Here is a 25,761-nt window from a genome sequence, read left to right on the forward strand (position 1 = left end):
GCGATAGGAGAGGTTTACTTCAGCTCCAGCAGCCGCTCCAGGTAGCTGCGCTCGATGTCGGGGCTGAGCGCGTTGCCGAGCCGCTTGCGGATCGCTTCGAGGATCTGGCGCGCGCGCTGCACGTCGATCTCGTCCGGCACTTTGACCGAACTTCCATCATCAGGCCCCTCGGTGGAGCGTGGCCGGCCGAGCGGATCGCGGTCGGCGTTCTGCTGGCGGCCGCCCCGCTCGCCTTCGCCCTCGTCGCCCTGCATGGCCTGCAGTTGCTTCATCATGTCCTTGGCGCCCTTGCGCAGCGCTTCCAGCGCGCGGCCCTGGTGGCCGACGGCCTGGTCGCCATCGCTGTCGCCAAGCGCCTGTTCGGCACTGCCCATGGATTTGCCGGCGTCGCCAAATCCTTCATTGGGCTCGAGCCCCATACCTTCAAGACCTTTCCTCAGCTGGTCGAGGTCGCCTTGCAGCTTGCCCTGGCCTTCCTGCAACTGCTTCAGCGCGTCGGCGAATTCCTCCGGCGTCATCGGCTTCGGCCGCCCGAGCGGATCGCGGTCTTCACCTGGACCGGGCTCGCCCTGTTCGCCCATTTGGCCCTGCTCGCCGTTCTCGCCGAGCTGTTCGTCGCGGTTCTGCCCGCGCTGTTGCTGGCCGCGCTGCATCTGGTCCATGCGGAAGGTTTCGTTCATCATCTCCTGCTGGCGCCGCATGATCTCGCCGAGCTTGTCCATCTGCTGGCGCATCTCGCTGTTCTGCTGGCCGCCCTGCTGCTGACGTCCGGCCTGCAGGTTGTTCATCATGTCCTGCAGTTGCGAAAGCAATTGCTGCGCGCTGTCGCGATCGCCTGACTTCGCCAGGTTTTCGATCTGGTCCATCATGCGTTCGATGTCGCTCTGGCGCAGTTCCTGGCCGTTCTGCTGCATCTGCGGCGCGTTCGGATTCTGCTGCGCACGCTGGGCGAATTCCTGCAGGAACTGGTTCATCGCCTCGCGCAGTTCCTTCATCGCCTTGTCGATTTCCTCGTCGCTGGCGCCGTTCTTGATCGCGTCCTGCAGCGCCTGCTGCGCCTGGCGCAGCCGCCTCTCGGCCTCCGAAAGATTGCCTTCCTCGATGCCGAGCGCGATCTCCCAGAGATATGCGACCTCATCGCGCAACTGGTCGTCGCTGTCTGCGATCTTCAACCGCGTGCGCGCGCTCATGATGGCGAGGTAGTGCGCCATGTTGTCGAACGTGTCTTCGGGCCTGAGCGTGATCGCGTCCATCAGGTCGAGCACGCGGCTCTTGGCGTTGGCGTCAAGCGCCAGCACGCGGCGCTGCTCGATCACAGCCCTCGCCAGCGGGTTGGAGAAAGGCCGCTCGGGCATCACCAGCGTCTTGGTTTCGCTGGTTGCCGTATGTCCGGCATCGTCGGTGGCGACAAGCGTGAGGTTGATGTTGCCGCCGGCCCAGACATGCTCGGTCAGGTCCTTCGTGGTCTTGGCGGCATTCCCCTTGGCGCCGCGGCGCGGCAGCGACAGCGGCATTTCGGGCGGGCCATAGAGCGGATGCGCATTCGGCGCCGGCGGGTCGGCCAATACGAAATCCGCCTTGGCGGAGGCCGCGCCATAGTCGTCGTCGATCTGGTAGTTGAGCTCGAAGGAGCCATTGACGGCGCGTTTGGGCTCGCCGACGAAGCGGATCTGCGGCGGCTTGTCCGGGATCACCGCGAAGGCCCAGTTGCCGAGTTCGTCATTGCCCGAGTTTAGCGTCAACGTGCCGTTGGCCGTCAGCTTTCCGGTGAACTGGCGCACCGTGGAGGGCGTTGCCGCCGCCGGCTTGGCCTTGTCGGCCTGTTGTCCGGTCGGCTCGATGGTGCGGGCGTTGCCGTCGGCGTCGGCATAGCTCAGCGTTTCCTCGCCCGACCCGCCAGTGACGCGCAGCGAAACATCGCTGCCTTCCGGAACGGTGAAGGCGGGCGGCGCCTGATTGCCATTGTCGGCGAGGGCAGGGTTGGCGAGGGCTGGGGAGGTGAGGAAGACCGGCGGCCTGCCGGTGTAGGCCGGCGGCGTCACCCAGGCGTCGATGCGCGGCGGGACAGTGTCGCGCGCCGCGTGGGCACTGAACCCGTCTGCTATGCGACCGCCCGACGGTCCGAAGGAGAAGGCAAAGGCGGTGACCAACAAAAGCGCCGCCACGGCGCGCAGCCCCCACGGGTCGCGCTCCGGAACCCGGGTGCGTGGCAGGTCGCCACCGAGGTCGCCGAGTTTTTCGGCCATGCGTTTCTGATGCTCGCGCCACAGCGCTTGCGAAAAAATGCTTTCCCTGCCGCTCGGCCGGTCGGTCTGCACCAGCACCGGGCTGTGCAGCAACTGGTTGGCCGCCTCGATGCGCCGATCGATCTCGGCGCTGGTCGGCACCCGGAAGAAACGCAGGGGATAGAGCGCGGCAAGGGCTGCGATGCCGAACGCCGCCACGAGACCGATGCGCGCCGTGTCGGGCAGCAGATGGAAGAGGCCGAGCCACGAGATGCTGAGGAACAGGCTTGCGACGATGACCAGCGGAAGCAGCAACGGCCAGCCACGCTCGACCGTCATCGAGACCCGAGTCGCCAGCCGGCTCAGAGCAAGGCGCCCGGCCAGGCTGCGATCGCCAGTGAAGGTGGGTCGTTGCGTCATCGGCCCTTCCTGATTCGGGCGGGATAACCCGAACCTCACAAATCTATCGCACCGGCCCGAAAATCGGATGCGAAGGACTCAAAGTCTTAGATGCTCGTCGCTCCAAACATACCAAGAAACACGGCGAAGGCGAGGCAGTTCCCTAAAACGTGAACAGGACTGCCCCTGTTATCGTCAGAATTTAGCCGGATTGGCGTTTGCACCGCAGACCAGCACGGCGACACGCTCGCCTGCAGCCGGCGCGTAGCGGCCGGACAGGACCGCCGCGAAAGCCGCAGCGCCGCCCGGCTCGGAGATGATTCGCACCCGGTCCCAAAGCGCCACCTGCGCGGCGATGATCTCGTCGTCGCTGACCAGTATGGAACGCTCGACGAAAGCCTCGGCGATTGGAAACATCATTTCGCCGACGCGCTTGGGCGCCAGCGAGTCGGCAGCGATGCCTTCCGCCGGCGCGTCGACGGGCCGGCCGGCCTCGAAGGCGCGATAAAGCGTCGGCGCACCTTCGGGCTCGACCGCGATGATCCTGATGCGGCCGGCAAACCAGGCGGCAATGCCGCCGATCAGGCCGCCGCCACCGACGGCGACCAGCAGTGTGTCGAGCTCGGGCAGGTCGGCCTCGATCTCGAGGCCAAGCGTGCCTTGACCGACCAGCGTTTCCTCCTGGTTGAAGGCGTGGATCTGCAGCGCGCCGGACCTTTCGGCAAAGTCTTCACTGGCGGCCAGCGCCTCGGCATAGCGCGCGCCGCCGACGACCAGCTCTGCGCCGTAGCCGCGGATGCGTTCCAGCTTGGCCGGCGGGCTCACTTCGGGAACGAAGATGGTCGCCTTGTGGCCGAGCCGCATGGCGGCATAGGCGACCGCGGCACCATGATTGCCGCCCGATGCGGCGACGACGCCAGCCTTGGGAACCGGCCGCTCGAGAAGATTGGTGAACGCGCCACGCGCCTTGAACGAGCCGGAATGCTGCAGGCATTCGAGCTTCAGGTCGAGGCTAAGAGGCGGACGGCCGAAATCGGCCATGTCGACACGCAGCACCGGCGTGTGGCGCACGAATGGCCGGATGCGCGGTTCCATTGCGGCGATGCGTTCGCGTGTGATCATATTGCCGTTCAGCATGGCCTGCTCCCAAGGGTTGACATCACTTAGTAACTTAGCAAAATGGCTAAATGCAAGAGGTCGATGTCTTCAAGGCGATCGCCAACGAGCGCAGGCTGCAAATACTCGATTGGCTGAAGGACCCGCGCGCGCATTTTCCACGCCAAGCGGATGGCGACCTGGTCGAGGACGGCGTCTGCGCGCTGCTGATCGCCGAAAAGCTTGGGATCACCCAAGCGACGCTCAGCGAGCATATGCGGGTGCTCACCCAGGCCGGCCTTCTCAGCAGCAAACGCATCAAGCAGTGGACATTCTATCGCCGCGACGAGGGCAGGATTGCCGAGACCAGGGCGTTGATTCAGCACCGGCTGTAGCGCTGCCGGCGCTCTATTTTTGTTTGACCATGATCGTTTCCGAAAACCGATTCCCACTTTTCGCTGACGCGGACCTTCGGTTCGGGATCATGATCTATTCCAGCCAATCTGGCAGCGAATCCAGCCCGATCAGCTCGTCATACGTCTGGCGCGGGCGCACGACATGGAAACGGTCGCCGTCGACCAGGACTTCGGGCACCAGCGGCCTGGTGTTGTAGGTGCCGGCCTGCACCGCGCCATAGGCGCCGGCGGTGGCGATGGCGATCAGGTCGCCGGCCTTCAACCGGGGCAGGTCGCGGTCGAGGCCGAGATAATCGCCGGTCTCGCAGACCGGGCCGACGACGTCGACCGTCATGCGCGGTGCCGCAGGCGGCTGCTGCACCACCGGCTTGATGTCATGGAAGGCGTCGTAAAGCGTCGGCCGGATCAGATCGTTCATCGCGGCGTCGACAACCAGGAAATTCTTGGCGTCGCCCTCCTTCACGAAGATCACTTGCGAGACAAGGATGCCGGCATTGCCTGATATCAGCCGGCCCGGCTCGAACATCACCTTCAATCCCAGCTTCGTGACGTGCTTCTTGACGATCTGGGCGTAAGCGTCTGGCAAGGGAGGCGGGCTGTTATCGACGCGGTAGGGAATGCCGAGGCCGCCGCCGAGATCGATATGCTCGATGGCGTGCCCGTCAGCGCGCAGCACGCCGACCAGCTCCACCAGCAGCGCGAAGGCGTCGTCGAAGGGCTGCAATTCGGTGATCTGGCTGCCGATATGGGTGTCGATGCCGGTGACCTTGATGCCAGGCAGTTCGGCTGCGCGGGCATAGACCTGGCGCGCCTTCTGCCAGGGGATGCCAAACTTGTTCTCGGCCTTGCCGGTGGAGATCTTCTTGTGGGTCTTGGCATCCACATCCGGGTTGATGCGCAGCGAGACCGACGCCACCTTGCCCAGTGCCGTGGCGCGGGCCGACAGCAATTCAAGCTCCGGCTCGGATTCGACATTGAAACACAGAATGCCGGCCGAAAGCGCAAAATCCATTTCGCGCGCGGTCTTGCCGACGCCCGAAAACAGGATCTTGTTGGCCGGAATGCCGGCGGCTAGCGCGCGGCGCAGTTCGCCTTCCGAGACCACGTCGGCGCCGGCGCCGAGTTTTGCCAGGATCTTTAGCACCGCTTGGTTGGAATTCGCCTTCATGGCATAGCAGACCAGCGCGTCGAGCCCGGCAAAGGCCTGCGCAAACACGCGGAAATGCCTAGTCAGCGTCGCCGTCGAATAGCAATAGAACGGCGTGCCGACGCTTGCAGCGATATCTGGTATCGCCACGTCCTCGGCATGCAGCACGCCGTCGCGGTAGTCGAAATGGTTCACAAGAGTGGTTCCGGAAGTTGGAGCACGATGAGATCGGCCGATCTCATCGTCTCTAGAGCAGCGGGTCGAGGATGAACTTCTTGTCCTCGACCGGTTTTTCCGGCTCGGGCGGCACGGGCTGCTTGGCCTTTTCGGCGTCCTTGCGAGCCTGCACGGCCGCCTCATAGGGCGTGTCGAGCCCGGACTTCCTGCCACAGGCCGTTACGGTCGCCAGCGCCGCCAGCAGCGTCAGCGTCACCAAAATCCTGCTTGCGGTCATTCGTGCCATCCGTCCGAAACTTTTGCCCGCCGCTTTTAGCTGAGTTTTGCTGGCATTGCACCTAGTGTGGTGGATTTGAAGTTCCTGTCTTTGATGGCATTCGCGTTAAGGAACTTCAAATCCAAAACCACACTAGAATTCATAATTAACTCGTGCGGCTTTTTGAATCCGAAATTCGCTCGCCGCGCTGCTCCAACGTGATGCGAATTTCGGATTCGCCGCACGAGCATCACGCCTTGGCGATGCGCTTTTTCCAGTACCGGATCTGCTTCCTCACTCCCGACGGCGCGGTGCCGCCAAAGCTCGTGCGGCTCTTCACCGAGTTCTGCACGGCAAGCACCGAAAACACGTCCGCCGTGATGCCGGGGTGAATGGATTGCAAGTCTTCCAGCGGCAGCCTGTCGAGCCCGATCTTCTTCTCTTCGGCCAGGGCCACCGCGCGGCCGGTGACATGATGCGCCTCGCGGAACGGCAGCCCAAGCGTGCGCACCAGCCAGTCGGCAAGGTCGGTCGCGGTCGAATAGCCTGACCCGGCGGCCTTCTTCATGGCGGCGGCGTTCACCGTCATGTCTCGCACCATGCCGGTCATTGCCGCCAGCATCAGGTCGAGCGTCTCGGCGGCGTCGAACACGGATTCCTTGTCCTCCTGCATGTCCTTGCCATAGGTCAGCGGCATGCCCTTCATCACCGTGAGCAGACCGACCAGATGGCCGGTCACGCGGCCGGTCTTGCCGCGCACCAGCTCGGCCGCGTCGGGGTTCTTCTTCTGCGGCATGATCGAGGAGCCGGTGGAAAAACTATCCGATAGCCTGACGAAGCCGAATTGCGGCGTCGACCAGATGATGATCTCTTCGGCAAGCCGCGACAGATGCGTCGCGCAGATTGCCGCCAGCCCTAAGAATTCCAGCGCGAAATCGCGGTCCGAAACGCTGTCCAGGGAATTGCGCATCGGCTCGCGGAAGCCGAGCGCCTTAGCCGTCTTGTGCCGGTCGATCGGAAAGCTGGTGCCGGCAAGGGCGGCCGCACCGAGCGGGCTTTCGTCCATCCGCTCGATGGCGTCGCGTACACGCGACAGGTCGCGCGAAAACATCTCGACATAGGCCATGCAGTGATGGCCGAAGGTCACCGGCTGCGCCGCCTGCATGTGGGTGAAGCCCGGCATCACCGTCGCCGCATGCTCCTCGGCCCGCTCCAGGAACGCCGCTATCAGGCCCTTCAGCGCCTCGGCGACGCGAAAGCACTCGTCCTTGACCCACAGCCTGAGATCGACCGCCACCTGGTCGTTGCGCGAACGGGCGGTATGCAGGCGGCCGGCGGCCGCGCCGATCAGCTCGGCAAGGCGAGCCTCGACATTCATGTGGATGTCTTCCAGCCTGGTCGAAAACTCGAACTTTCCCGCCTCGATCTCTGCCAGGATCGTGTTCAGCCCGTGAGCGATTTTTTCTTGATCGGCCGCCGAAATAATGCCCGTTTGCGCCAGCATCTCGCTATGGGCGATCGAGCCTCTGATGTCCTGCGCGTAGAGTTTGCGGTCGAACGAGATCGACGCGTTGATCGCTTCCATGATCGCGGCCGGACCCGAGGCAAAACGTCCGCCCCACATCTGGTTGCTGGCCTTCTTGTCGCTCATCGCTATAACCCGTGCTCCGGAGCAGTTTTTAGAAAATGGCAGACGGCAATAGATTTTTCCCGGCCCCGCGCCTCATCCTCGCCGCTTTGGTGGCGGGCGTGCTGGTTGGCGCGGTCGCGGTATATGTCAGCGAGAGCGGTTCTGGCAACAACGCGCCCGCTCAAGTTGCCGTTGGCGACAGAAAGGACGATGCCGCCTGCACTGCCAAGGCCGACCGCGCCAAGACGGTTGCGGCGGCTGCCACCGGCCAGGTTGCAGCACTTTTGCCGGCCGATCCGCCGCAATCGCTGAAAAGCCTTGCCTTCAACGATCCCGCCGGCAAGCCGATGACGCTCGCCGACCATGCCGGCAAGACGGTGCTGCTCAATCTGTGGGCGACATGGTGCGCGCCCTGCCGCGCCGAAATGCCGGCGCTCGACGCGCTGCAGAAAGAAATGGGCAGCGACGCCTTCGAGGTCGTCGCGGTCAATGTCGATGTCGGCGACGACACCAAGCCGAAAAAGTTCCTTGAGGAAACCGGCGTCACGTCGCTCGGCTACTACCGCGATTCGACGATGGCGCTGTTCAACGATCTCAAGACGCGCGGCCTGGCGCTCGGCCTGCCGGTCACCATGCTGATCGACGGTGAAGGCTGCCTGATCGCCCATATGAACGGCCCGGCCGAATGGTCGGGACCGGACGCCAAGCGGCTGGTCGAGACGGCACTCGCCAAGTCGGACTAGGCGCCCATGGGCGCACGGCAATCGCAACGGATTTCGGTCTGCTCTACCCGCATATGAGCGTCGCCCAGAATATCGGCTATTCGCTGAAAGTGGCGGGTGTTGCTAGCGCTGAACGTACAGAGCGCATCCGCGCGGTCGCCCGTATGCTGGAGCTCGAACCGCTGCTCGACCGCAAGCCGGCGGCCCTTTCGGGCGGCCAGCGCCAGCGCGTCGCCATGGGGCGCGCCATGATCCGCGAGCCGAAGGTCTTTCTGTTCGACGAGCCGCTCTCCAATCTCGACGCCAAGCTGCGTGTGCAGATGCGCTCGGAAATCCGCAAGCTCGCAAGCGGGCTTCGGCAGCTTGATCTGCTCGGCCTCGAGAACCCCGGACGGTTCCTGGACCTGCTCAAGCGCCATGGAAATGTCGGCCATATCTTCTTCGGCCATGTTCATCGCGATATTGCGGGCACGGTCGCCGGCATTCCGTTTACGGCGCAACGCGGCCTGCACGCCAGGTTCGTGCTCGATCTGGTGGGCGATGAGGTGGTCGAGCAGGCGCCCCCGTCATACGCGGTCATCCTCGTCGACACTGCCGGCCGACGGGTGGTGGTGCATGGCTGCGACTTCCTCGAGCAATGGCCCGTCTATTCAAAGGCGACCGGTGAGATCGTCACGCCGGATGCCCGCGTCGCCTGAGCGCGGGAACCGTTCCGGCGGGCCGGGGCGCCCGTTCAGGCAAACACATGCGCCTTTCCTGACACAGTCAGCCGGACGATCTCGCCAACCACCGGCGTGTCCATGCCCGGCTTGCGCAGGATCAACGGCGTGTTGCCGATCGCGGCTGCGTCCGGCGGATCGGGACTGTTCAAGAGCCGCACCGCGATAGTGCACATCGAGCCGGCGAATTCGGACTCCATGACCTCGCCGAACAGCATGTCCGGCGTGCCCGACATGCCTTCACGCGACGTCCGTTTCAACAGCACCTGTTCCGGCCGCAGCATGATGCGGGCGATATCGCGCCGCTCGGTGCTGTCGACGGCGATGCGGCCGAGCGGCGAGCTGGCGAAGCCGTCTGATATCTTTGCCGGCAGGATGATGGCATCGCCGAGGAACTCGGCAACCATCCTGTCTTTCGGCTTGAGATAGAGCTCGCGCGGCGTGCCGATTTGCGAGAACTTGCCGTCGCGCATCACCGCGACCTGGCTGGCAAAGGACAGCGCCTCGGCCTGGTCGTGCGTGACCAGGATCGTGGTGATGCCGGCGGCCTCCAGAAGCTCGGCCACAGCTTTGCGCATCGAGGCGCGCAGACCCGTGTCGAGCGCCGAGAACGGCTCGTCGAGCAGCATCAGCCGAGGCTTCATGGCCATGGCGCGGGCCAGCGCCACACGCTGCTGCTGGCCGCCGGAGAGCTCGTGCGGCCGGCGCTTCAGGATCGCCTTGTCGAGCCCGACGATATAGGCGAGCTCGACGATGCGCTCGGCGCGCTTGTCCTCGTGACGTCCCATGCCGAAACCGATATTGGCGGCGATGGTCAGATGCGGGAACAGGGCGCCGTCCTGCGCCACCACGCCAATGCTGCGCCGATATGCGGGCACGGCGGCGCCGCCATTGGCCAGTACCTCGCCGTCGAGCACGATGCGGCCCTGGTCCGGCGGCTCGAAGCCGGCGATCAGCCGCAGCAAGGTCGTCTTGCCGCAGCCAGACGGCCCGACGATCGCCGTGCGGCTGCCACTGGCCACGCTGAGATCGACGCCGGCCAATGCGGCCACCGGGCCGTAGTGCTTGTGCACATCGGTGAGTTCGAGGAAGCTCATCGTCCGGCCATCCGCTTCGACTGGACATAGAGCAGCCAGGTCAGGGGCAGCGACATCGCCACCATGATGAGAGCGTAGGGTGCGGCGGATGCATAGTCGATCTCGCCGCTGTGGGCCCAGAACGCCATCGCCAGCGTGCGAGTGCCGTTGGGCGCCAGCATCTGCGTGGCGGTCAATTCGTTCATGATGCCGAGCGCCACCAGCGCCATGCCCGCCGCGGCACCCGGCGCCGACAGGCGGATCGTCGTCGACCATAGCGCCTTGAGCGGTGATCGGCCGAGACTTGCGGCGGCGCGTTCGAGCTCGACCGGCGCCTGCGCGATCGACGCCCGGAGGCTGATCAGGGCGCGCGGCAGGAACATCAGCGCATAGGCAACGAGGATCGTGAACAGGGTCTGGTAGAGCGGCAGAGCGATGCGCACCGTGATGGTGACCAGCGCCAGCGCCACGACGACGCCGGGCAGCGAGCCGACGATATAGTTGCAGCCTTCCAGAAGACGCTGCAGCGGTCCCGGCGCGCGGATCGAGATCCAGGCCATCGGCATGGCGGCGACGGTAGCGAGCAGGGCGCCGGCGAGCGCCAGGAACAGGGTCTGGCCGAGCGCCAGGCCGATCTCGTCGAACCGCCAGACATCGGCACCGCCGGCCACAAGCCAGCGGCCGATGGTGACGAACGGCACGCCCAGCGCCAGCAACGCTGTGACCACCGGCAGCAGCAGGCACGGGATGGTGGCGCGGCCGAGCCTTGTGCGTTGCAGGGGACGCGCTGCGCCCGAGCCGACGCGGGCATAGCGCTCCTCGCCGCGCACGAGCACTTCGATCCCGAGCAGCACGAGACAGCATGTAACCAGCACCGCCGCCAGCATGTTGGCGGCCGGTCCATTGAAGGTCGACTGGAACTGGTCGACGATTGCCGTGGTGAAGGTGTCGAAGCGGATGAACACGTAGAGGCCGTATTCGGCCAGGAGATGCAGGCCGACCAGCAGCGAGCCGCCGCAGATGGCGAGCCTGAGCTGCGGCAAGACCACCCGCCGGAACACGCGCCACGGCCCGAGGCCGACGGCTGCCGCAGCATCTTCGAGGGCAGGATCGAGCCGGCGCAAAGCTGCCGCCACCGGCAGATAGAGGAACGGGAAATAGGCGACGACGGAAACCAGGACGCCGGCCCACAGGCCGTGCAGTCCCGGGACCAGGGTGATCCAGGCATAGGAGTGGACGAAGGCGGGGATGGCGAGTGGCGCCACCGACAGCCAGGCCCACAGGCGGGCCCCGGGAAGATCGCTGCGTTCGGTCAGCCAGGCCAGCGCCACCGAGAGCACGATGCAGATCGGCACGGCCAGCACCACCAAAAGAAGGGTGTTGACCAGGAGCTCGCCGACGCGTGGCCGGAAGACCAATGCCGATACGGTTTCCCAGCCGGTCTGCACGGCAATCCAGATGATAAAGGCGAGCGGCAGCAGGGAGAAAAGTGAGACCAGGATGGCGGCGAGCGAAATCCAGGATACGGGCCGCCGGCGCGTCCATTGCCCAGCCACCATGCCGGTCGGCGAGCCTGAACGTGCAAGATCGGCCGCAGACTGCATCAGCTCAGACGCCGCGCCGCTGCCGCCCGGTGGCGGAAACGATCGAAGGGTCGCAAACGCGGCCAAAAACGCAGTCTGTCGTCATGGACGAATGCCATCTCGAAAAACAGAGCGCTCCTGCGGAAAGCGAAGTCCCGCAGGAGCGCAGTCGGTTGCCCTTTTAGGACGAACGCCGACTAAAGCAAGCCGGCTGCCGTCATCAGATCGGTCACCTTCTTGGAGTTCAGCGTCGTCGCGTCGACCTTCGGCGCCTGCAGATCGGCTAGCGGCACCAGCGCCGGATTGGACTCCGCGCCCTTGCCGACCGCGTATTCGAAGGAATTGCCGGTCTTCAGCACCTCCTGACCACCCTTGCCGGTCACCCATTTCAGGAATGCCTGGGCTTCCTTCGGGTGCTTGCTGGAGGCCAGCACGCCACCGCCGGAAACCGAGACGAACGCGCCCGGATCCTGGTTCTTGAAATAGTGGAGCCCGATGTTCTTGCTGTTTTCACCGGTCTTGGCCTGGTCGCCGTAGTAGTAATAGTGATAGATCACGCCGCCTTCGACCTCGCCGGCATTGACCGCCTTCATCACCGTGCTGTTGCCCTTGTAGGCGGTGAAGTTCTCCTTCATCGCCTTCAGCCAGTCGGCCGTTGCGGCCTCACCCTTGAGCTGCAAAAGCGCGCTGACGATCGCCTGGAAATCGGCGCCGGAGGGCGAAGCGGCCCAGCGTCCCTTCCAGCTTGGATCGGCGAGATCAAGCAGCGACTTGGGCAACTGCTCGGCGGTCAGCTTGGTCTTGTCGTAAACAAAGACGGTGCTGCGCGCGGCGACGCCCACCCACTTGCCGCTGGCCGGCTGATACTCCTGCGGAATCTGCGCCAGCGTGTCGGCATCGATCGGCGCGAACAGGCCTGATGCCTCGACCAGGGCCATAGCCGGCGAATTCTCGGTCAGGAACACGTCCGCAGGTGAGGCGGCGCCTTCGGCGACGATCTGGTTGGAGAAATCGCTGTCGCCGCCGTGGCGAACGGTGACCTTGATGCCGGTTTCCTTGGTGAAACCTTCCACCCAGGCATTAGTCAGGCTCTCATGCTGGGCATTGTAGACGACGATGCCGCCGTCCTGGGCCATCGCCGGGCCGGTGATCAGGCTGATTGCAAGTGCTGTGGCACCGGCAAGGGCGGAAAGAGCATATTTCATGGACGTCATCCCTCTCGATCTCGATGGTCTTGATTTAGCAAGGCTGCACCTATCAATTCCTGACCGGTGTAGTCAACATTGGCCACTGCGTTAATCAAGTATCGAAACGCGAAAGCCGCGCCGGACGGACAATTTTGTGTGAGCAGGCACGTGTGTCTCCTCTGGCCGCAGCAAAGCGTCGCCGGGAGCTGGTCGTGTTCCGTGGCGTTTTCTACGCGAAAGGCAAAACCAGGGGAGCGGTTTGCAGGCCGTAAAGCAGCACCGAGGGTCGTCTGACAACCCTGGGAAGGTCCAGGCGCCAGCCTCCAGCCTTTGTGAACAGTGCCTCCAGCAGGGCGGCTAGCTCCAGCCGGGCGACATGCTGCCCGAGACAGACATGCAAGCCAGTGCCGAAGGTGAGGGTAGCGGAGACGGTGGCGTTCAGGTCCAGCTGGTCGCCTGCCGGAAAAACCGCCGCATCGCGATTGGCGCTGGCAAGCACTGGGACGACAGCCTGTCCGGCACGGATGGCGACACCGTCAAAATCGAAGTCGTTCGCAGCGATCCGTGCTCCGGCATAGTGAACCGGAGCGCAATAGCGAAGTAGTTCTTCCGCTGCGGACAGCCAGCTTACGCGTCCGTCTTCAAGAAGTTTCCGCTGGTCGGGGAAGCATTCAAGCGCAACAAGCGCGTTGCCGAACGTGTCGACAACCGTCGCCTGTCCGGCAAAAAGGAGAAACACGATGTTGGCAACGGCGTCGTCGCGGTGCCAGCGGCCGGCTTCGACCTCTGCTAGCATCTGCGCGGCCATGCCGTTTGGCCGTATCGCACCCTTGTCGATCGCGGACGACACCCAGAGTTCCAGCCGGCGGCAGGCATCATTGGCGTCGGGGTCCACGCCTTCAGGTCTCATCTCCAGTGCTTTGGCCATGCATTGTGCATCCTCTCCCATCGACCACGGGTTATCGATATCAATGCCGAGGATGTTCTCCAAAGTTGAGAACGACAAAGGGACGGCCAGATCGCGCACTGCGTCGAAGTCTGGTTTTTCCGTGGCCTTTTGCGTCAAATGTAATGCTGTGGACAACAGGCTGTCGAAGAGACGCGCACTCAGGGATGGCGTCAGCGATCCCGCGAGCGGGCGGCGAAGTTGTAGATGTTGCGGAGGATCCGACAACATCATGGATTTCGTCAGCAGATCGAGCGCGTAATTAGCGGTGATCTTTTGCCGGGTCGCCTGGTAAGCGCCGGGCGGCGCTTGCAAAAGCGACGGGTGTTTCAGCGCCTTCGAAACCAGGGCATGGCTGAACACGTAATACGCTTGGCCCACTTCGGGGTAAGGTGCTTCGCCCCAAGCTGCTCCCCCGGTCGCCCGGCGCCGCGCGAATTCTGGAAACCGATCGTTGCCGAGAGCGAAAGGGTTGAAAAGCTTGGCTGATATCATTGGGTGACATCCACCGCAAAGATAACACGATAGCCCCCGGAGCTTGCATCCTCCGGCAGAAATCCAGGCGCCAGATGCAGAAATTCGCAGTTCAGTACCCGTCGGTAGAATCGCAGCAGCGGATCCCGGATTATGGATTTCACTTGAGGCGTCACGCCGGTGCGGTGCCAGTCGTCGATGGTCGCACGGAACTTCTGATCCGGAAGGACCTTGTCGGGGGTGTCGTGCTGCGCGCCTGCGTAGGACGGGCAGCGTCCGTCTCCCACCAACCAGCGTGCACCGACCCGGCGTCCGTGCTCGATCAATTCGGAAAGCAGACGACGCGCGATATCCGTTCCCCTGAATTCCGGACGCACACCGAGGTTATAGACATAGAGCGAAAGCGCAGGCTCACTTCGGGGCATCGAAGAATAGGCGGAGAAGGTCTTTGGAAACTTTGCAGTGTCGTGCGGATCCTGATTGGTCTCTACGAAGCAGATTGCGCCCGCGACGAGATTATCAACGGACGCCGCGATCATCGTATGCCCCAGGGAAAGTCGACGACGGATAGTGTCCGCTCCAGCGCCAAGCGGTCCCCATGCGGCATTCTCCATCTCGGCCATCCGCGGCACGTCTTCTTTGTCGAGGGAATGAAATCTGATGTTTTTCGTTGTCATGGAGGGCAGCCCGCCAATGCCGTATAGAATGCATGATCCCTATTTGCTAGTCGTGCATGCGCGACCCCGCAACGGCTGATTTTCCCATGATTTTTTATGTTTGCCATCGCCTGCATACCTACACCCAGGCGAGCTTTCTTCTCTACTATCGAAAAGATATGCAGAACTTTTTTCGCCTGGTCCCCTATGAGCAGGCAACTCTTCTAGGGGCGCTTTCTGCGGGAACGGTAATCTGGTCCGATATGGACCGACTGAGTGAGGTTGAAATCGATGCGGCCTCGGAGCTCGGCCGCAAGATGGAGCTGGAACAACCTCACGTCGTTCAGCTCAATCATCCGCGCGAGAGTTTTCAGCGTTTTGACTTGCTGCGCAAACTGTTTGCGGACGGCATCAACAATTTCCAGGTCCACCGGCCAGATGCTCTGCCCGACGATATACGCTATCCCGTTTTTCTACGCGACGAGACGGGCGCTGCTTACAAGGCGCCAAGGCTATTGCAAGCGCGTCGCGAACTGGACGATGCTCTCGCCGCCTTGCCTGACATGAAGTTCGTCCGGCCAATGGTGGTCGAATTCGGATCGAAGGCCAGCCCCGATGGCCTGTACCGAAAATACGCGGCCTATCGCGTCGGCGACAGGATCTACGCACAGCATTGTTTTGCCAACGAAGGATGGTTCATCAAGGATCCTGGAAGGGGCATGCTGCAAGCTACAAGAAAACAGCACCTGGATTATGTAAGGGACAATCCCCACGCGCCGAACCTGATGGCGATTTTCGAAAGGGCTTCGATCAGATATGGCCGGATCGACTACACGATCGTCGATGGCTGCATTCAGGTTTTCGAAATCAACACCAACCCCACCGTCCTTAGTTATCCGCCAACACCTTTCGACAAATACGATTCAATGCCCTACGCCAACATGCATGCCGATGCTCTTTTGGCATTGCCGCATACGCGCGACCCGTCATCGACGGCGGAAATCGACAGAACGCATTTCGAGTTTCTTGCCGCGCTGCGGCGCGAGTATCGGAAAAGGCGCAGAAAGCTGGTCGTTCGCAAAGGTCTGAGGTTTGTCCGGGATTTCGTGCTCGGCTCGAGGCACTGAGCCGCCCGCAAACTTCCGTATTCCCATAGTTTGGCTTGGACATTATTTCGCCGGCCACGTAACAAACCAGCGCCGAGGCGCGAATATCGGGAGTGAACTCTTGTGACCGGCAAGGACGAGGCCGAGCTTTCCCGGCTGATGCGGGCCGCGATCGCGGGAGATGAAAGGGCTTACGCCGACTTTCTGCACCGGACGGCTGCTCTCGTTCGCGGCTTTGTCAGGCGCAAGATCGTCCAGGGCGGGGTCGATCCCGAGGATGTCGTGCAGGAAACCTTGCTGGCCATTCATGTGAAACGGCATACGTGGCGTCAGGATCTGGCTGTGCTGCCCTGGGTCTACGCCATTGCGCGCTTCAAGCTGATCGACGCCTTTCGGCGGCGCGGGCGGCGTGTCGAGATCGAGATCGACGAGATCGCCGAGACCTTCGCCGAACCGGAGGCCGAGACAGTCAGCGAGCGTGACATCAACCGGGCGCTGGACGGCCTGCCGCCGGCGCAGCGTTCCGTGGTCTCGTCTGTATCGGTCGAAGGCCGCTCCATCGGCGAGACGGCAGCGAAGTTCGGCATCAGCGAGACGGCGGTGCGCGTGTCGCTGCATCGCGGACTTGCCGCCATTGCCAAACGGTTCGGGGCCAAACAATTCGGGCGTGAATGACATGAGGACCGACGATCTCATCAAGGCGCTTGACGCCGATGCCCGCAGCACGACGATGCCGCTTGGCTCGGCCTGGTGGGTGGCCGCCGGAGCGACGGCGGTGATTGCGGCTATAGTTTTCTGGCTGACGATCGGTCCGCGTGCCGACATCGCGACCGCCATGCATACGATGCGCTTCCTCTCCAAGTTCGTCTTCACGACTGCTCTGGCCGTCAGCGCCTTCGCCTTGATCCGGGCCCTGTCCACACCCAGTGCATCGACAGGCAGGGCGGCGGCCTGGATGATTGCCGCACCGCTGCTGGTGATCGTTGCGGTGGTTCTGGAGCTCCTTTCCGTGCCTGCGGCCGACTGGGGCACGCGGCTGGTCGGCAGCAACATGGTTATCTGCCTGACGTCCATTCCGCTGATCGGCATCGGTCCGCTTGCCGTCTTCATAGCGGTGCTGCGCTATGGCGCGCCGACGCGGCCGGTGCTGGCCGGAACGGTGGCGGGCCTGCTCGCCGGTGGGCTGGCGGCAACTTTCTATGCCGCACACTGCTTCGACGACTCGCCGCTTTTCGTCGCCACCTGGTACACGATGGCGATTGCCGTCCTCGCCGCGCTCGGCGCGCTCGGCGGGCGGCTTTTCGTACGCTGGTAACGACGGGGCCACGATCGGAGTAATAGGTGCGCGGTAAGCGCATCGGCCCGGAACTCGGATTCGATTTCCGGGAAGCACGATGTTCGGATACTCGTATACGAGAATTCAGCGTGTACTTCGTGCACCCAAATGGACGCACGTCGCTTAGCCAAATTTCTGCGACGCCAAGTGATTCCGCTTGGCTGCAAAAATGCTTCAGCGCGTCGGAACGGGATGCTCGCCGCGATAGTCGTAGAAGCCGCGCCCGGTCTTGCGGCCGAGCCAGCCGGCCTCGACATATTTCACCAGCAGCGGGCAGGGGCGATATTTCGAATCCGACAGGCCGTCATGCAGCACCTGCATGATCGACAGGCAAGTGTCGAGGCCAATGAAATCGGCGAGCTGCAGCGGTCCCATCGGATGGTTGGCGCCGAGCCGCATGGCGGTGTCGATCGCGTCGACCGAGCCGACCCCCTCATAAAGCGTGTAGATCGCCTCGTTGATCATCGGCAGCAGGATGCGGTTGACGATGAAGGCCGGAAAATCCTCCGAGACGGTGATCGTCTTGTCGAGATGGTTCACATAGGCCTTTGCCGCTTCGAAGGTCTGGTCCTCGGTGGCGATGCCGCGCACCAGTTCGACCAGCTTCATCAGTGGAACCGGATTCATGAAATGGATGCCGATGAAACGCTCCGGCCTGTCGGTCTGCGCGGCGAGACGTGTGATCGAGATCGACGAGGTGTTCGTCGCCAGGATGGCTTCGGGATTGAGCTGCGGACAGAGTTGGGCGTAGATCTTGCGCTTGGCCGTCTCGTCCTCGGTCGCCGCTTCGATCACCAGATCGGCACCCGCAAGGTCGGCCATGGTGGGCGCTGCCGAAATGCGCGCCATCGCGTCATTGCGCAGCTTTTCCTCAAGTTTGCCGGAGCCGACCTGGCGGGCCATGTTGCCGCTGATCGTGGCGATGCCCTTTTCGATGCGGTCGGGTGAGATGTCGTAGACCAGCACTTTGTAGCCCGCAAGCGCGGACACATGGGCGATGCCGCCACCCATCTGGCCCGCGCCGATGATGCCGATCGTCTCGATCTTGCTCATTACACCGATCCCGTCAAAAGGCCTTTGCGGCCTGCTTTTTGTGCGGTGCAAACTAAAAGGGCGGGGTGACTTCGTCTACCCCACCCCTCACTATTTAATACGCTTTGCCAGATAGCGTCAAAGCGCCTTTTGCAGTTCCGGCATAATGACGAAAAGGTCGCCGACGAGACCGTAGTCGGCGACCTGGAAGATCGGCGCTTCCTCGTCCTTGTTGATGGCGACGATGACCTTGGAATCCTTCATGCCGGCGAGGTGCTGGATGGCGCCGGAGATGCCGACGGCGATGTAGAGATCGGGGGCCACCACCTTGCCGGTCTGGCCGACCTGCCAATCGTTCGGCGCGTAGCCGGCGTCGACAGCGGCACGAGAGGCGCCGACGGCGGCGCCGAGCTTGTCGGCGACCGGCAGGATGACCTCCTGGAATTTCTCCGAAGAGCCCAGCGCGCGGCCGCCCGAGATGATGATCTTGGCCGAAGTCAGCTCCGGACGATCGGTCTCGGAAAGCCTGTTCTCGACGAAGATCGACAGGCCGGGATTGGCCGCCGCCTGGACCGTCTCCACCGGGGCGGAACCGCCCTCGGGTGTGGCCTGGAAGGAGGCAGTGCGCACGGTGATGACCTTCTTGGCGTCGCTCGACTGCACCGTCTGGATGGCGTTGCCGGCATAGATCGGCCGCTTGAAGGTGTCTGACGACACCACTTCGATGATCTCGGACACCTGCGCGACATCGAGCAGAGCCGCCACGCGCGGCGCGACATTCTTGCCCGACGAGGTCGCCGGCGCGATGATCGTGTCATAGGCACCGGCTATGCTGACGACGAGCGCCGCCAGCGGTTCGGCGAGGCGCTCGGTGAGCTCGTCGGCTTCGGCGAGCAGCACCTTGCCCACGCCCTTGAGCTTGGCGGCGGCGTCCGCTGCCGGCTTGGCACCCTTGCCGGCGACCAGCACATGCACGTCCGAGCCGACCTGCAGTGCTGCCGAAAGCGCCTTGGCGGTCTGGTCGGAAAGTGTCGCATTGTCGTGTTCGGCAATCAGAAGAATTGTCATCTCTCTATTCCTTGATCCACTTCAGTGGGGACGTCTCAAATTCATGTCAGGCCGAGTCGAAAACGGTTGGGTTCGAGAACCGGAGCGGAGCGTACTTCAGTACGTGAGCACCGGAAGCGGAGAACCCTGCCGTTTGCAGGCCGGCATCACATGAATTCCTACAACACGCCGGCTTCGTTCTTCAGCTTATCGACCAGCTCGGCGACGCTCTTGACCTTGACGCCCGCCTTGCGGCCGCTCGGCTCCTCGGTCTTGATCACCTTCAGCCGCGGCTTGACGTCGGCGCCATAATCGGCGGGCGATTTCTCGTCGAGCGGCTTCTTCTTGGCCTTCATGATGTTGGGCAGCGAGGCGTAGCGCGGCTGGTTGAGGCGAAGGTCGGCGGTGACGATCGCCGGCATCTTCAGCTCCACCGTCTGCAGGCCGCCATCGACCTCGCGCGTCACCTTGGCCTTGTCGCCATCGATAACGATCTTGGAAGCGAAGGTGCCTTGCGCCCAGCCGAGAAGTGCGGCCAGCATCTGGCCGGTCTGGTTGGAATCGTCGTCGATCGCCTGCTTGCCGAGAATGACGAGACCCGGCTGTTCCGCCTCGACCACGCCCTTCAGCACCTTGGCGACACCCAGCGGCTCGGTTTGCTCGTCGGTCTTGACCAGAATGGCACGGTCGGCGCCCATGGCGAGTGCGGTGCGCAAGGTCTCCTGCGCCTGCTGCGGCCCGATCGAGACAACGATGATCTCTTCGGCCTTGCCGGCCTCCTTCAGCCGGATCGCCTCTTCGACCGCGATCTCGTCGAACGGGTTCATCGCCATCTTGACGTTGGCGAGTTCCACCGCCGAACCGTCAGCTTTCACACGAACCTTCACATTCGCATCCACAACCCGCTTCACGGGCACAAGGATCTTCATTTGCCTGTCACCTCTTTCACGATAGCAACCTCTTCCAAGATAAATTGAGCGCGCTATAGCAGCGTGCGCCCCTTCAGAGTTGTCGAAAGCCGACATTCCGGGCGGAATTCTAGTCTCCGACCGCCTAGTGTGGGAAAGCTTCCGTAGTTGCGGCGACCCCGCACGTCAATATCTGGGGCGCGCGCAAATCATCCGCGACGCACTCAAATCGGTTCAGTCCGGACTGGAGGCGCTTCCCCGTCCCCAGCGCGGCGCCGGCTGCGCCGGCAGCGGGTCGCTTGGCGCCGGCTCTGCGGCAACAGGCACCTGGCCGGCGACCACCACGGCCTCTTCGTCCGCGCCGGCAAGCAGTGGCACGGCGCGGTTGCGCAAGATGAGCACCAGCACGGCCCCGGCGATGATGCCGCCGACATGGCATGCCCAGGAAACCTGATCCTCGCCGCCGGCGGCGAACATCACGATCTGGAACAAGATCCACAGGATGAGCGGTATGAAGGCCGGGATGCGCAGCGGGATGCGGGCGAAGGCCAGCACCCATATTTTCACGCGGGGATATAGGATCAGATAGGCGGCAACCACACCGGCAATGGCGCCCGAGGCGCCGATCAGCGGAACCTGCGAATCCCACGCGATCAGGCCCTGGAAGAAGGCGCCAGCGATGGCGCACAGCATGTAGAAGACGAGAAAGCGGATGTGGCCGAGCGCGTCCTCGACATTGTCGCCGAACACCCAGAGGAACAGCATGTTGCCGCCAAGGTGGAAAATATCTGCATGCAGGAAGGAATAGGTGACGTAGCTCAGGCTCTCCGGGATGACGACAAACTGCGGAGCCAGTTCCACGCTGTCGTGGACGACCGACGGGATGAAGCCAAGGCCCAGCACAGCAGCGTTGGAAAACTGCTCGCCGCCAAGCGCGGTGGCGAAGTAGACGAGCGTGTTGAGCGCGATCAGGCCGATCGTCACATATTGCAGCTTGATGTGGCGCAGCCGGTTGGTGTCGTAAAGCGGGATGAACATCGGACCCCCTCCCGCCTCGGCAGATTCAGCGGTTCTTGCCGGGAACCCATAGCACGTCGGCGTTTCCATTGTCATTGACCGTGCGCGCGGCGACGAACAGAAAGTCCGACACGCGGTTGATGTATCTTATCGCCTCGCGGTTGACATGCTCGCCTGGGTCCTGCGTCAACGCCACCATGATGCGCTCGGCCCGCCGTGCCACCGTGCGGGCGAGGTGAAGGGCAGCCGCCGCCGGCGTGCCGCCGTTGAGCACGAAGGATTTGAGCGGCTGCAGATCCTTGTTGAGCAGGTCGATGTCCTTTTCGACACGGTCGGTCTGCACCGCGGTGATGCGCAGCGGCTCATAGCCGAGCGGCTTGCCGTCGTCCGGCACGGCCAGATCGGCGCCGAGGTCGAAAAGGTCGTTCTGGATGCGGCCGAGCATCGCGTCGATCGCCGGATATGTTGCCGCGGTGTGGATGCGGGCCATGCCGATGCAGGCATTGGCTTCGTCGATCGTGCCGTAGGCGTCGATGCGCAGATCGGATTTCAGCCGCCGTTCGCCGGTGCCGAGGCCGGTGGTGCCATCGTCGCCGGTGCGGGTGTAGATCTTGTTGAGCTTGACCACGCTCTGCCTCCCGAAATCGCAGGTCGCCTTTATTTGCGGGTGAACCAGACGGCCAGCATGATCAGCACCAATGCCACGAACTGCAGCAAGACGCGCGTCTGCATCAGCTTGTTGGAGGTCATCGCGGAGCCGCCGCGCATCATGTTGATGAGGCCGCGGATCAGCACGATCACCACGGCGACCATGACGAGGACAGCGAGGATGTTGAAGACGGTTGCCATAGTGTGTTTCCAGTCGATTGCGTTCAGGCGCGTTTGGCAAGCAGGCGGTAGAGCATCGCTGCCGGCAAAATGCGTTTGAGGATCACGCCGATCCTGGCCGGCACCGTTACCACATAATGCGGTCGCGGGCGCCGCGACAGAAGCGCATGGCGCAAGGCCGCATGAACCACCTCCGGCCCGGGCTTCAGCCGCGATGTGCTGCCGCCGGCCCGCAGCCGTTGCAACTGCGCCTCGTAGGCGAGGCGGTGGACGGAATTCTCATGGTCGATATTCCTGAGAAACCACACAAGCCCGTTACTGGCGATCTTCGATGTCACCGGCCCCGGCTCGATCAGCGAGACATGGATGCCGCTGCCCTGGAGTTCCTGACGCATGCACAGCATCAGCCCTTCGATCGCGTGCTTGGATGCCGAATAGGCGCCGCGAAAGCGCAGCGGCGCCAGGCCGAGGATCGAGGAGCAATGGACGAGACGGCCATGTCCCTGGCGGCGCATCACCGGCACGACACGACGGGTGAGGTCATGCCAGCCGAAGACATTCGCCTCGAATTGCTCCCTGAGTGCTGCGACCGGCAGGTCCTCGACGGCGCCGGGCTGTGCGTAGGCGCCGTTGTTGAACAGGGCATCGAGCCGTCCCTCCGTCCGCTCCAGCACCGACGCCACCAGCGTCTCGATCGATACAGGTTCGCGATAGTCCAGATAGAAGGCCTCGATGCCATCGGCTTCGAGGGCAGCGATATCCGCGGGCTGGCGCGCCGTCGCGAAGACCCGCCAGCCTTCCGCCTTCAGCGCCCGGGCACAATAGGCGCCTATCCCGGAAGAAGCACCGGTGACGATGATGGTGCGCAACGCTTCTCCAGGAGGAAGTGTGGGTTGACCTAGCCTTGCCATTTGCCGCAATCCCTTCCCATATTCGCGGCGTCGAGACAATCGAAGGGAACGCGGTTCTTGTTGCGGAAGATCGTAGCCCTCAAACGCGTGCTTTATGATGCGCTCGGCCATTTCAACGCGGACGATGGCTGGGCGATGGCCAGTCATCTGGCGATCACGGCGCTGATGGCGCTTTTCCCTTTTCTGATTTTTGCCACGACGCTGGCCAGCTTTTTCGGCGCACAGGCTTTTGCCGACACGGCCGTGCATCTCGTTTTCGACACCTGGCCCGAGCAGATCGCCAAGCCGATCGCGCGCGAAGTGCTCAATGTGCTGACCGTGCGGCGCACCGACCTGTTGACCTATGGCGTGCTGCTCGCCGCCTTCTTCGCCTCGAACGGCATCGAGGCGCTGCGCACCTCGCTCAACCGCGCCTACCGCGTCTCCGAAACGCGCGGCATCATCTATCGCCGGGTGCAGAGCATCGTCTTCGTGCTGATCGCCACGGCGGGTTTTCTGGTGATCAGCGTGCTCGTGGTTTTCGCGCCCTTGCTGGCGCGGCTGGCCGAGACCAATTTCGAATGGATAAAACCCTATATGGGCACGATCACGCTGTGGCGTTACATCATCGCCTCCGTCGTCATCGTCGGTGGGCTGTTCGCGGTGCATTACTGGCTGCCTGCGGGCAAGCGCCGCTTCGTCTCGATCATACCGGGCATCATCTTCACGCTGATTGCCTGGCTCATCGGGTCGACCATCTTCGCCGCCTATCTCGACCGTTTCTCGTCCTATGTGACGACCTATGCCGGCCTTGCCTCGATCATGATCGCGGTCGTCTTCCTCTACATCGTCTCGGCGATCTTCATCCTCGGCGGTGAGCTCAATGCCGCGATCAGCCGCTATCTGGAGGCACGCGCCCGCGTTGGCTGATTCTTAGTTGGCTGAGCGGTTGCCAGCCCGACGCCGAGCGTCGCGATCGCCATGCCGACGATCTGAACCAGGCTCAACTGCTCGTCGAACAATATCCAGGCGATGACCGCGGTGACGGCCGGGACCAGATAGAACAGCGAAGCGACTTTCGACATCTCGCCGTCGCGGATCATCACCATCAAGAGGAAGATGGCACCGATCGACAGAACCAGCACCAGCCATGCCATGGCAAAGATCAGCTCGCCATTGATGACGACGGTGCGTGTCTCGAAGGCGAGCGAAGCCAAGGCCATGACCGATGCACCGCCGACATATTGCCATTTGGTGGCCGCCACGAGATCGCCGCCGGAGGCGAAGCGCTTCTGCCAGATCGTGCCGGCGCTCATGCCAAGCACCGAGACAAGCGAGGCGGCCAGCGTCTCGGCCGTCACGCCACCGCCGAGTGCGCCGAGCTTCGGCCAGAGCACGATGACCACACCGACCAGGCCGATGCCGAGACCGGCCCAATGGCGCGGCAGGATGGCTTCGCCGAGGAATCTGCCGGCGAGTACCGCCGTGATCAGCGGCTGCAGCCCGACGATCAGGGCCGAAAGCCCGGCCGGCATGCCCCTGTGGATGGCCCAGAAGACCCCGCCGAGGTAGACGCCATGCATCAGGATGCCCGCGCCCGTGGCGTGCAGCGCCTCGGCGCGGGTGGCTCTCTTCGATCCGAGCACGACCATCAGAACGGCCAGCAGGATCGCCGCCAGCACGAAGCGCGCGGCGAGGAAGGTGAAGGGTTCCGCCCATGGCATGGCGTATCGCGCACCGATGAAGCCGGTCGCCCAGAGGACGACGAAAGAGGCGGGGATGAACCGCTTGATGCTGTGCATTTTCGGAAGGCTGCCGTGTGGTCGGTGAGGGGTTGAGTGTGCGATTGCTGTAAAGTGGTTCAACCTGGCAAGCAAAACCAAACGGTTGATCCATAGGCTCATTCGAATTGAAGAGGCGCTCGTATTTGTGAGCGTGTGCGCTGATCTACATCCCAATCAGCCGCCTGACATCGGCCGGAGATGTGCCGGCCTCGCGCAAGGCGGCAAGGCCGGTATCCGCAAAACTCTTCGACAGCTTTCGTCCGTCCGGGCCGAGGACGAGGCGATGGTGGAAGTAGCTTGGTTGCGGCAGGCCGAGAACCTCCTGGAGCAGGCGCTGCACGCCGGTGGCGAAATAGAGGTCTTGCCCGCGCACCACATGGCTGATGCCTTGCAGCGCGTCGTCGACGACGACGGCGAGATGATAGCTTGTCGGGATTTCACGGCGCGCCACGATCACGTCGCCCCAGTCCTGCGGCCGGGCGTCTACCGCGCGTGTTGCGGAAAGCCTCTCATCCGAAAATTCCAGCCATGACAGATCCGTGCCAACGCGCGCCATCGCAGCGCCAACGTCCAGCCGCCAGGCGAAAGGCGCATTCTCGGCGATCCGTCGCTTGCGTTCCCTGGTCGGCAATGCCTTGTCGATGGCGGGATAGAGCGGCACGCCGTCCGGGTCCCGCGGCCAGTCGCGACCACGCTTTTCGCTGTCGGCAATGAAGGCTCTGATATCACCACGGCTCATGAAGGCGGGGTAGACGAGCTCTTCGCGAATCAGCCGGTCGAGCACCGCCTGATAGTCCGCGAAATGCTCGGACTGACGGCGCACCGGTTCTTCCCAGCCAAGCCCGAGCCATTTCAGATCGCGAAAAATGCCGGCCTCGAATTCCGGCGTGCAGCGCGTCGTGTCGATGTCCTCGATGCGCAGCAACAGGCGTCCGCCCGTTGCCCTCGCCAATTTCTGATTGAGCAGCGCCGAGTAGGCATGGCCGAGATGCAGTTCGCCATTCGGGCTCGGCGCGAAGCGGAATGTCAGGAGTGTCATCCTTGGGCGGCAATCGGGTTGTGCGGCGCTTTCGCCAGTTGCTACTTTGAGCCTGATTACGAATTG

General features: G+C 63.2%; 25 protein-coding genes and 1 pseudogene. 7 read left to right on the plus strand and 19 right to left on the minus strand.

Translation table 11 applies throughout. From position 1 onward, the window contains the following. Positions 1-14 precede the first annotated feature (14 nt). Both EOC93_RS11875 and EOC93_RS11880 read right to left on the minus strand, forming a co-directional pair. Entirely contained in the window at positions 15-2,645 is a 2,631-nt protein-coding gene (locus EOC93_RS11875; RefSeq protein WP_127204697.1) for a TIGR02302 family protein, read from the minus strand. 174 nt (positions 2,646-2,819) lie between these two features. Further along, on the minus strand, positions 2,820-3,761 hold the full coding sequence (locus tag EOC93_RS11880; RefSeq protein ID WP_126104747.1) for a threonine/serine dehydratase: 942 nt from the start codon (positions 3,759-3,761) through the stop codon (positions 2,820-2,822). 50 nt (positions 3,762-3,811) lie between these two features. Here EOC93_RS11880 and EOC93_RS11885 point away from each other — a divergent pair, with 50 nt between their 5' ends. Further along, positions 3,812-4,114, plus strand: coding sequence for a metalloregulator ArsR/SmtB family transcription factor (locus EOC93_RS11885; protein WP_126104748.1), 303 nt, complete (start codon positions 3,812-3,814; stop codon positions 4,112-4,114). A 94-nt stretch (positions 4,115-4,208) separates the two neighbouring features. Here EOC93_RS11885 and lysA read toward each other — a convergent pair whose 3' ends face one another. The 3 genes from lysA to argH all read right to left on the minus strand — a co-directional run bounded on the left by lysA (position 4,209) and on the right by argH (position 7,366). After that, a complete protein-coding gene (gene lysA / locus EOC93_RS11890; protein WP_126104749.1) occupies positions 4,209-5,477 on the minus strand; it encodes a diaminopimelate decarboxylase in 1,269 nt (422 codons plus the stop codon). A 52-nt stretch (positions 5,478-5,529) separates the two neighbouring features. Beyond that, the gene (locus EOC93_RS11895) at positions 5,530-5,736 is read right to left on the minus strand and encodes a lipoprotein (protein ID WP_095485974.1); all 207 of its coding nucleotides are present in this window, start codon (positions 5,734-5,736) and stop codon (positions 5,530-5,532) included. 229 nt (positions 5,737-5,965) lie between these two features. Beyond that, positions 5,966-7,366: an argininosuccinate lyase gene (gene argH, locus EOC93_RS11900; RefSeq protein WP_126104751.1), complete on the minus strand. Its 1,401-nt coding sequence runs from the start codon at positions 7,364-7,366 to the stop codon at positions 5,966-5,968. A gap of 35 nt (positions 7,367-7,401) precedes the next feature. On the opposite strand from argH, the gene EOC93_RS11905 reads away from it, so the two are divergent. Next, positions 7,402-8,088: a TlpA disulfide reductase family protein gene (locus EOC93_RS11905; protein ID WP_127204698.1), complete on the plus strand. Its 687-nt coding sequence runs from the start codon at positions 7,402-7,404 to the stop codon at positions 8,086-8,088. Positions 8,089-8,117: 29 nt separating this feature from the next. Continuing rightward, positions 8,118-8,765, plus strand: a pseudogene (locus EOC93_RS35350) (ATP-binding cassette domain-containing protein); the annotation flags it as partial. A gap of 35 nt (positions 8,766-8,800) precedes the next feature. Here the strand turns inward: EOC93_RS35350 and EOC93_RS11920 are convergent. From EOC93_RS11920 to EOC93_RS11940, 5 genes are all read right to left on the minus strand, one after another. After that, the gene (locus EOC93_RS11920) at positions 8,801-9,883 is read right to left on the minus strand and encodes an ABC transporter ATP-binding protein (RefSeq protein WP_126104753.1); all 1,083 of its coding nucleotides are present in this window, start codon (positions 9,881-9,883) and stop codon (positions 8,801-8,803) included. Continuing rightward, entirely contained in the window at positions 9,880-11,466 is a 1,587-nt protein-coding gene (locus tag EOC93_RS11925) for an iron ABC transporter permease (RefSeq protein WP_164547103.1), read from the minus strand. The genes EOC93_RS11920 and EOC93_RS11925 overlap by 4 nt, the downstream gene beginning before the upstream one ends. Before the next feature lie 176 nt (positions 11,467-11,642). Further along, the gene (locus EOC93_RS11930; protein ID WP_127204699.1) at positions 11,643-12,650 is read right to left on the minus strand and encodes an iron ABC transporter substrate-binding protein; all 1,008 of its coding nucleotides are present in this window, start codon (positions 12,648-12,650) and stop codon (positions 11,643-11,645) included. 211 nt (positions 12,651-12,861) lie between these two features. Further along, on the minus strand, positions 12,862-14,073 hold the full coding sequence (locus tag EOC93_RS11935; protein ID WP_127204700.1) for a cytochrome P450: 1,212 nt from the start codon (positions 14,071-14,073) through the stop codon (positions 12,862-12,864). Continuing rightward, positions 14,070-14,729, minus strand: coding sequence for a GNAT family N-acetyltransferase (locus tag EOC93_RS11940; protein ID WP_126104757.1), 660 nt, complete (start codon positions 14,727-14,729; stop codon positions 14,070-14,072). Before EOC93_RS11940 ends, EOC93_RS11935 begins: the two co-directional genes overlap by 4 nt. Before the next feature lie 56 nt (positions 14,730-14,785). Between EOC93_RS11940 and EOC93_RS11945 the strand changes: the two genes are divergently transcribed. The 3 genes from EOC93_RS11945 to EOC93_RS11955 all read left to right on the plus strand — a co-directional run bounded on the left by EOC93_RS11945 (position 14,786) and on the right by EOC93_RS11955 (position 17,129). Beyond that, the gene (locus EOC93_RS11945; protein WP_126104758.1) at positions 14,786-15,835 is read left to right on the plus strand and encodes a hypothetical protein; all 1,050 of its coding nucleotides are present in this window, start codon (positions 14,786-14,788) and stop codon (positions 15,833-15,835) included. Positions 15,836-15,937: 102 nt separating this feature from the next. Continuing rightward, positions 15,938-16,489, plus strand: coding sequence for a sigma-70 family RNA polymerase sigma factor (locus EOC93_RS11950; RefSeq protein WP_127204701.1), 552 nt, complete (start codon positions 15,938-15,940; stop codon positions 16,487-16,489). Between the two features lies 1 nt (position 16,490). Then, on the plus strand, positions 16,491-17,129 hold the full coding sequence (locus EOC93_RS11955) for an NrsF family protein (RefSeq protein ID WP_127204702.1): 639 nt from the start codon (positions 16,491-16,493) through the stop codon (positions 17,127-17,129). Between the two features lie 195 nt (positions 17,130-17,324). On the opposite strand, the gene EOC93_RS11960 is transcribed toward EOC93_RS11955, so the two are convergent. From EOC93_RS11960 to EOC93_RS11990, 7 genes are all read right to left on the minus strand, one after another. Next, the gene (locus EOC93_RS11960; protein WP_127204703.1) at positions 17,325-18,203 is read right to left on the minus strand and encodes a 3-hydroxybutyryl-CoA dehydrogenase; all 879 of its coding nucleotides are present in this window, start codon (positions 18,201-18,203) and stop codon (positions 17,325-17,327) included. A gap of 117 nt (positions 18,204-18,320) precedes the next feature. After that, complete coding sequence (locus EOC93_RS11965; RefSeq protein ID WP_095485987.1) at positions 18,321-19,250, minus strand: electron transfer flavoprotein subunit alpha/FixB family protein; 930 nt, start codon at positions 19,248-19,250, stop codon at positions 18,321-18,323. Positions 19,251-19,408: 158 nt separating this feature from the next. After that, positions 19,409-20,158 carry an electron transfer flavoprotein subunit beta/FixA family protein gene (locus EOC93_RS11970; protein WP_095485988.1) on the minus strand — a complete coding sequence of 250 codons (750 nt, stop codon included), beginning with the start codon at positions 20,156-20,158 and terminating at the stop codon, positions 19,409-19,411. Between the two features lie 213 nt (positions 20,159-20,371). Then, a complete protein-coding gene (locus EOC93_RS11975) occupies positions 20,372-21,175 on the minus strand; it encodes a rhomboid family intramembrane serine protease (protein WP_127204704.1) in 804 nt (267 codons plus the stop codon). A 25-nt stretch (positions 21,176-21,200) separates the two neighbouring features. Next, positions 21,201-21,782 carry a cob(I)yrinic acid a,c-diamide adenosyltransferase gene (locus tag EOC93_RS11980; protein WP_127204705.1) on the minus strand — a complete coding sequence of 194 codons (582 nt, stop codon included), beginning with the start codon at positions 21,780-21,782 and terminating at the stop codon, positions 21,201-21,203. A gap of 29 nt (positions 21,783-21,811) precedes the next feature. Beyond that, entirely contained in the window at positions 21,812-22,003 is a 192-nt protein-coding gene (locus EOC93_RS11985; RefSeq protein ID WP_095485991.1) for a twin transmembrane helix small protein, read from the minus strand. Positions 22,004-22,026: 23 nt separating this feature from the next. Further along, a complete protein-coding gene (locus tag EOC93_RS11990; protein ID WP_127204706.1) occupies positions 22,027-22,893 on the minus strand; it encodes an SDR family oxidoreductase in 867 nt (288 codons plus the stop codon). Between the two features lie 57 nt (positions 22,894-22,950). On the opposite strand from EOC93_RS11990, the gene EOC93_RS11995 reads away from it, so the two are divergent. Next, positions 22,951-23,802 carry a YihY/virulence factor BrkB family protein gene (locus tag EOC93_RS11995; RefSeq protein WP_095485993.1) on the plus strand — a complete coding sequence of 284 codons (852 nt, stop codon included), beginning with the start codon at positions 22,951-22,953 and terminating at the stop codon, positions 23,800-23,802. On the opposite strand, the gene EOC93_RS12000 is transcribed toward EOC93_RS11995, so the two are convergent. Further along, positions 23,772-24,674, minus strand: a complete 903-nt coding sequence (locus EOC93_RS12000; protein WP_127204707.1) for an EamA family transporter — start codon at positions 24,672-24,674, stop codon at positions 23,772-23,774. The two genes, EOC93_RS11995 and EOC93_RS12000, sit on opposite strands and share 31 nt — an antisense overlap. Before the next feature lie 145 nt (positions 24,675-24,819). Next, the gene (gene gluQRS / locus EOC93_RS12005; RefSeq protein ID WP_127204708.1) at positions 24,820-25,695 is read right to left on the minus strand and encodes a tRNA glutamyl-Q(34) synthetase GluQRS; all 876 of its coding nucleotides are present in this window, start codon (positions 25,693-25,695) and stop codon (positions 24,820-24,822) included. Positions 25,696-25,761 lie beyond the last annotated feature (66 nt).

It is taken from the genome of Mesorhizobium sp. M6A.T.Ce.TU.002.03.1.1 (genome assembly GCF_003997275.1).
Classification (GTDB): domain Bacteria; phylum Pseudomonadota; class Alphaproteobacteria; order Rhizobiales; family Rhizobiaceae; genus Mesorhizobium; species Mesorhizobium mediterraneum.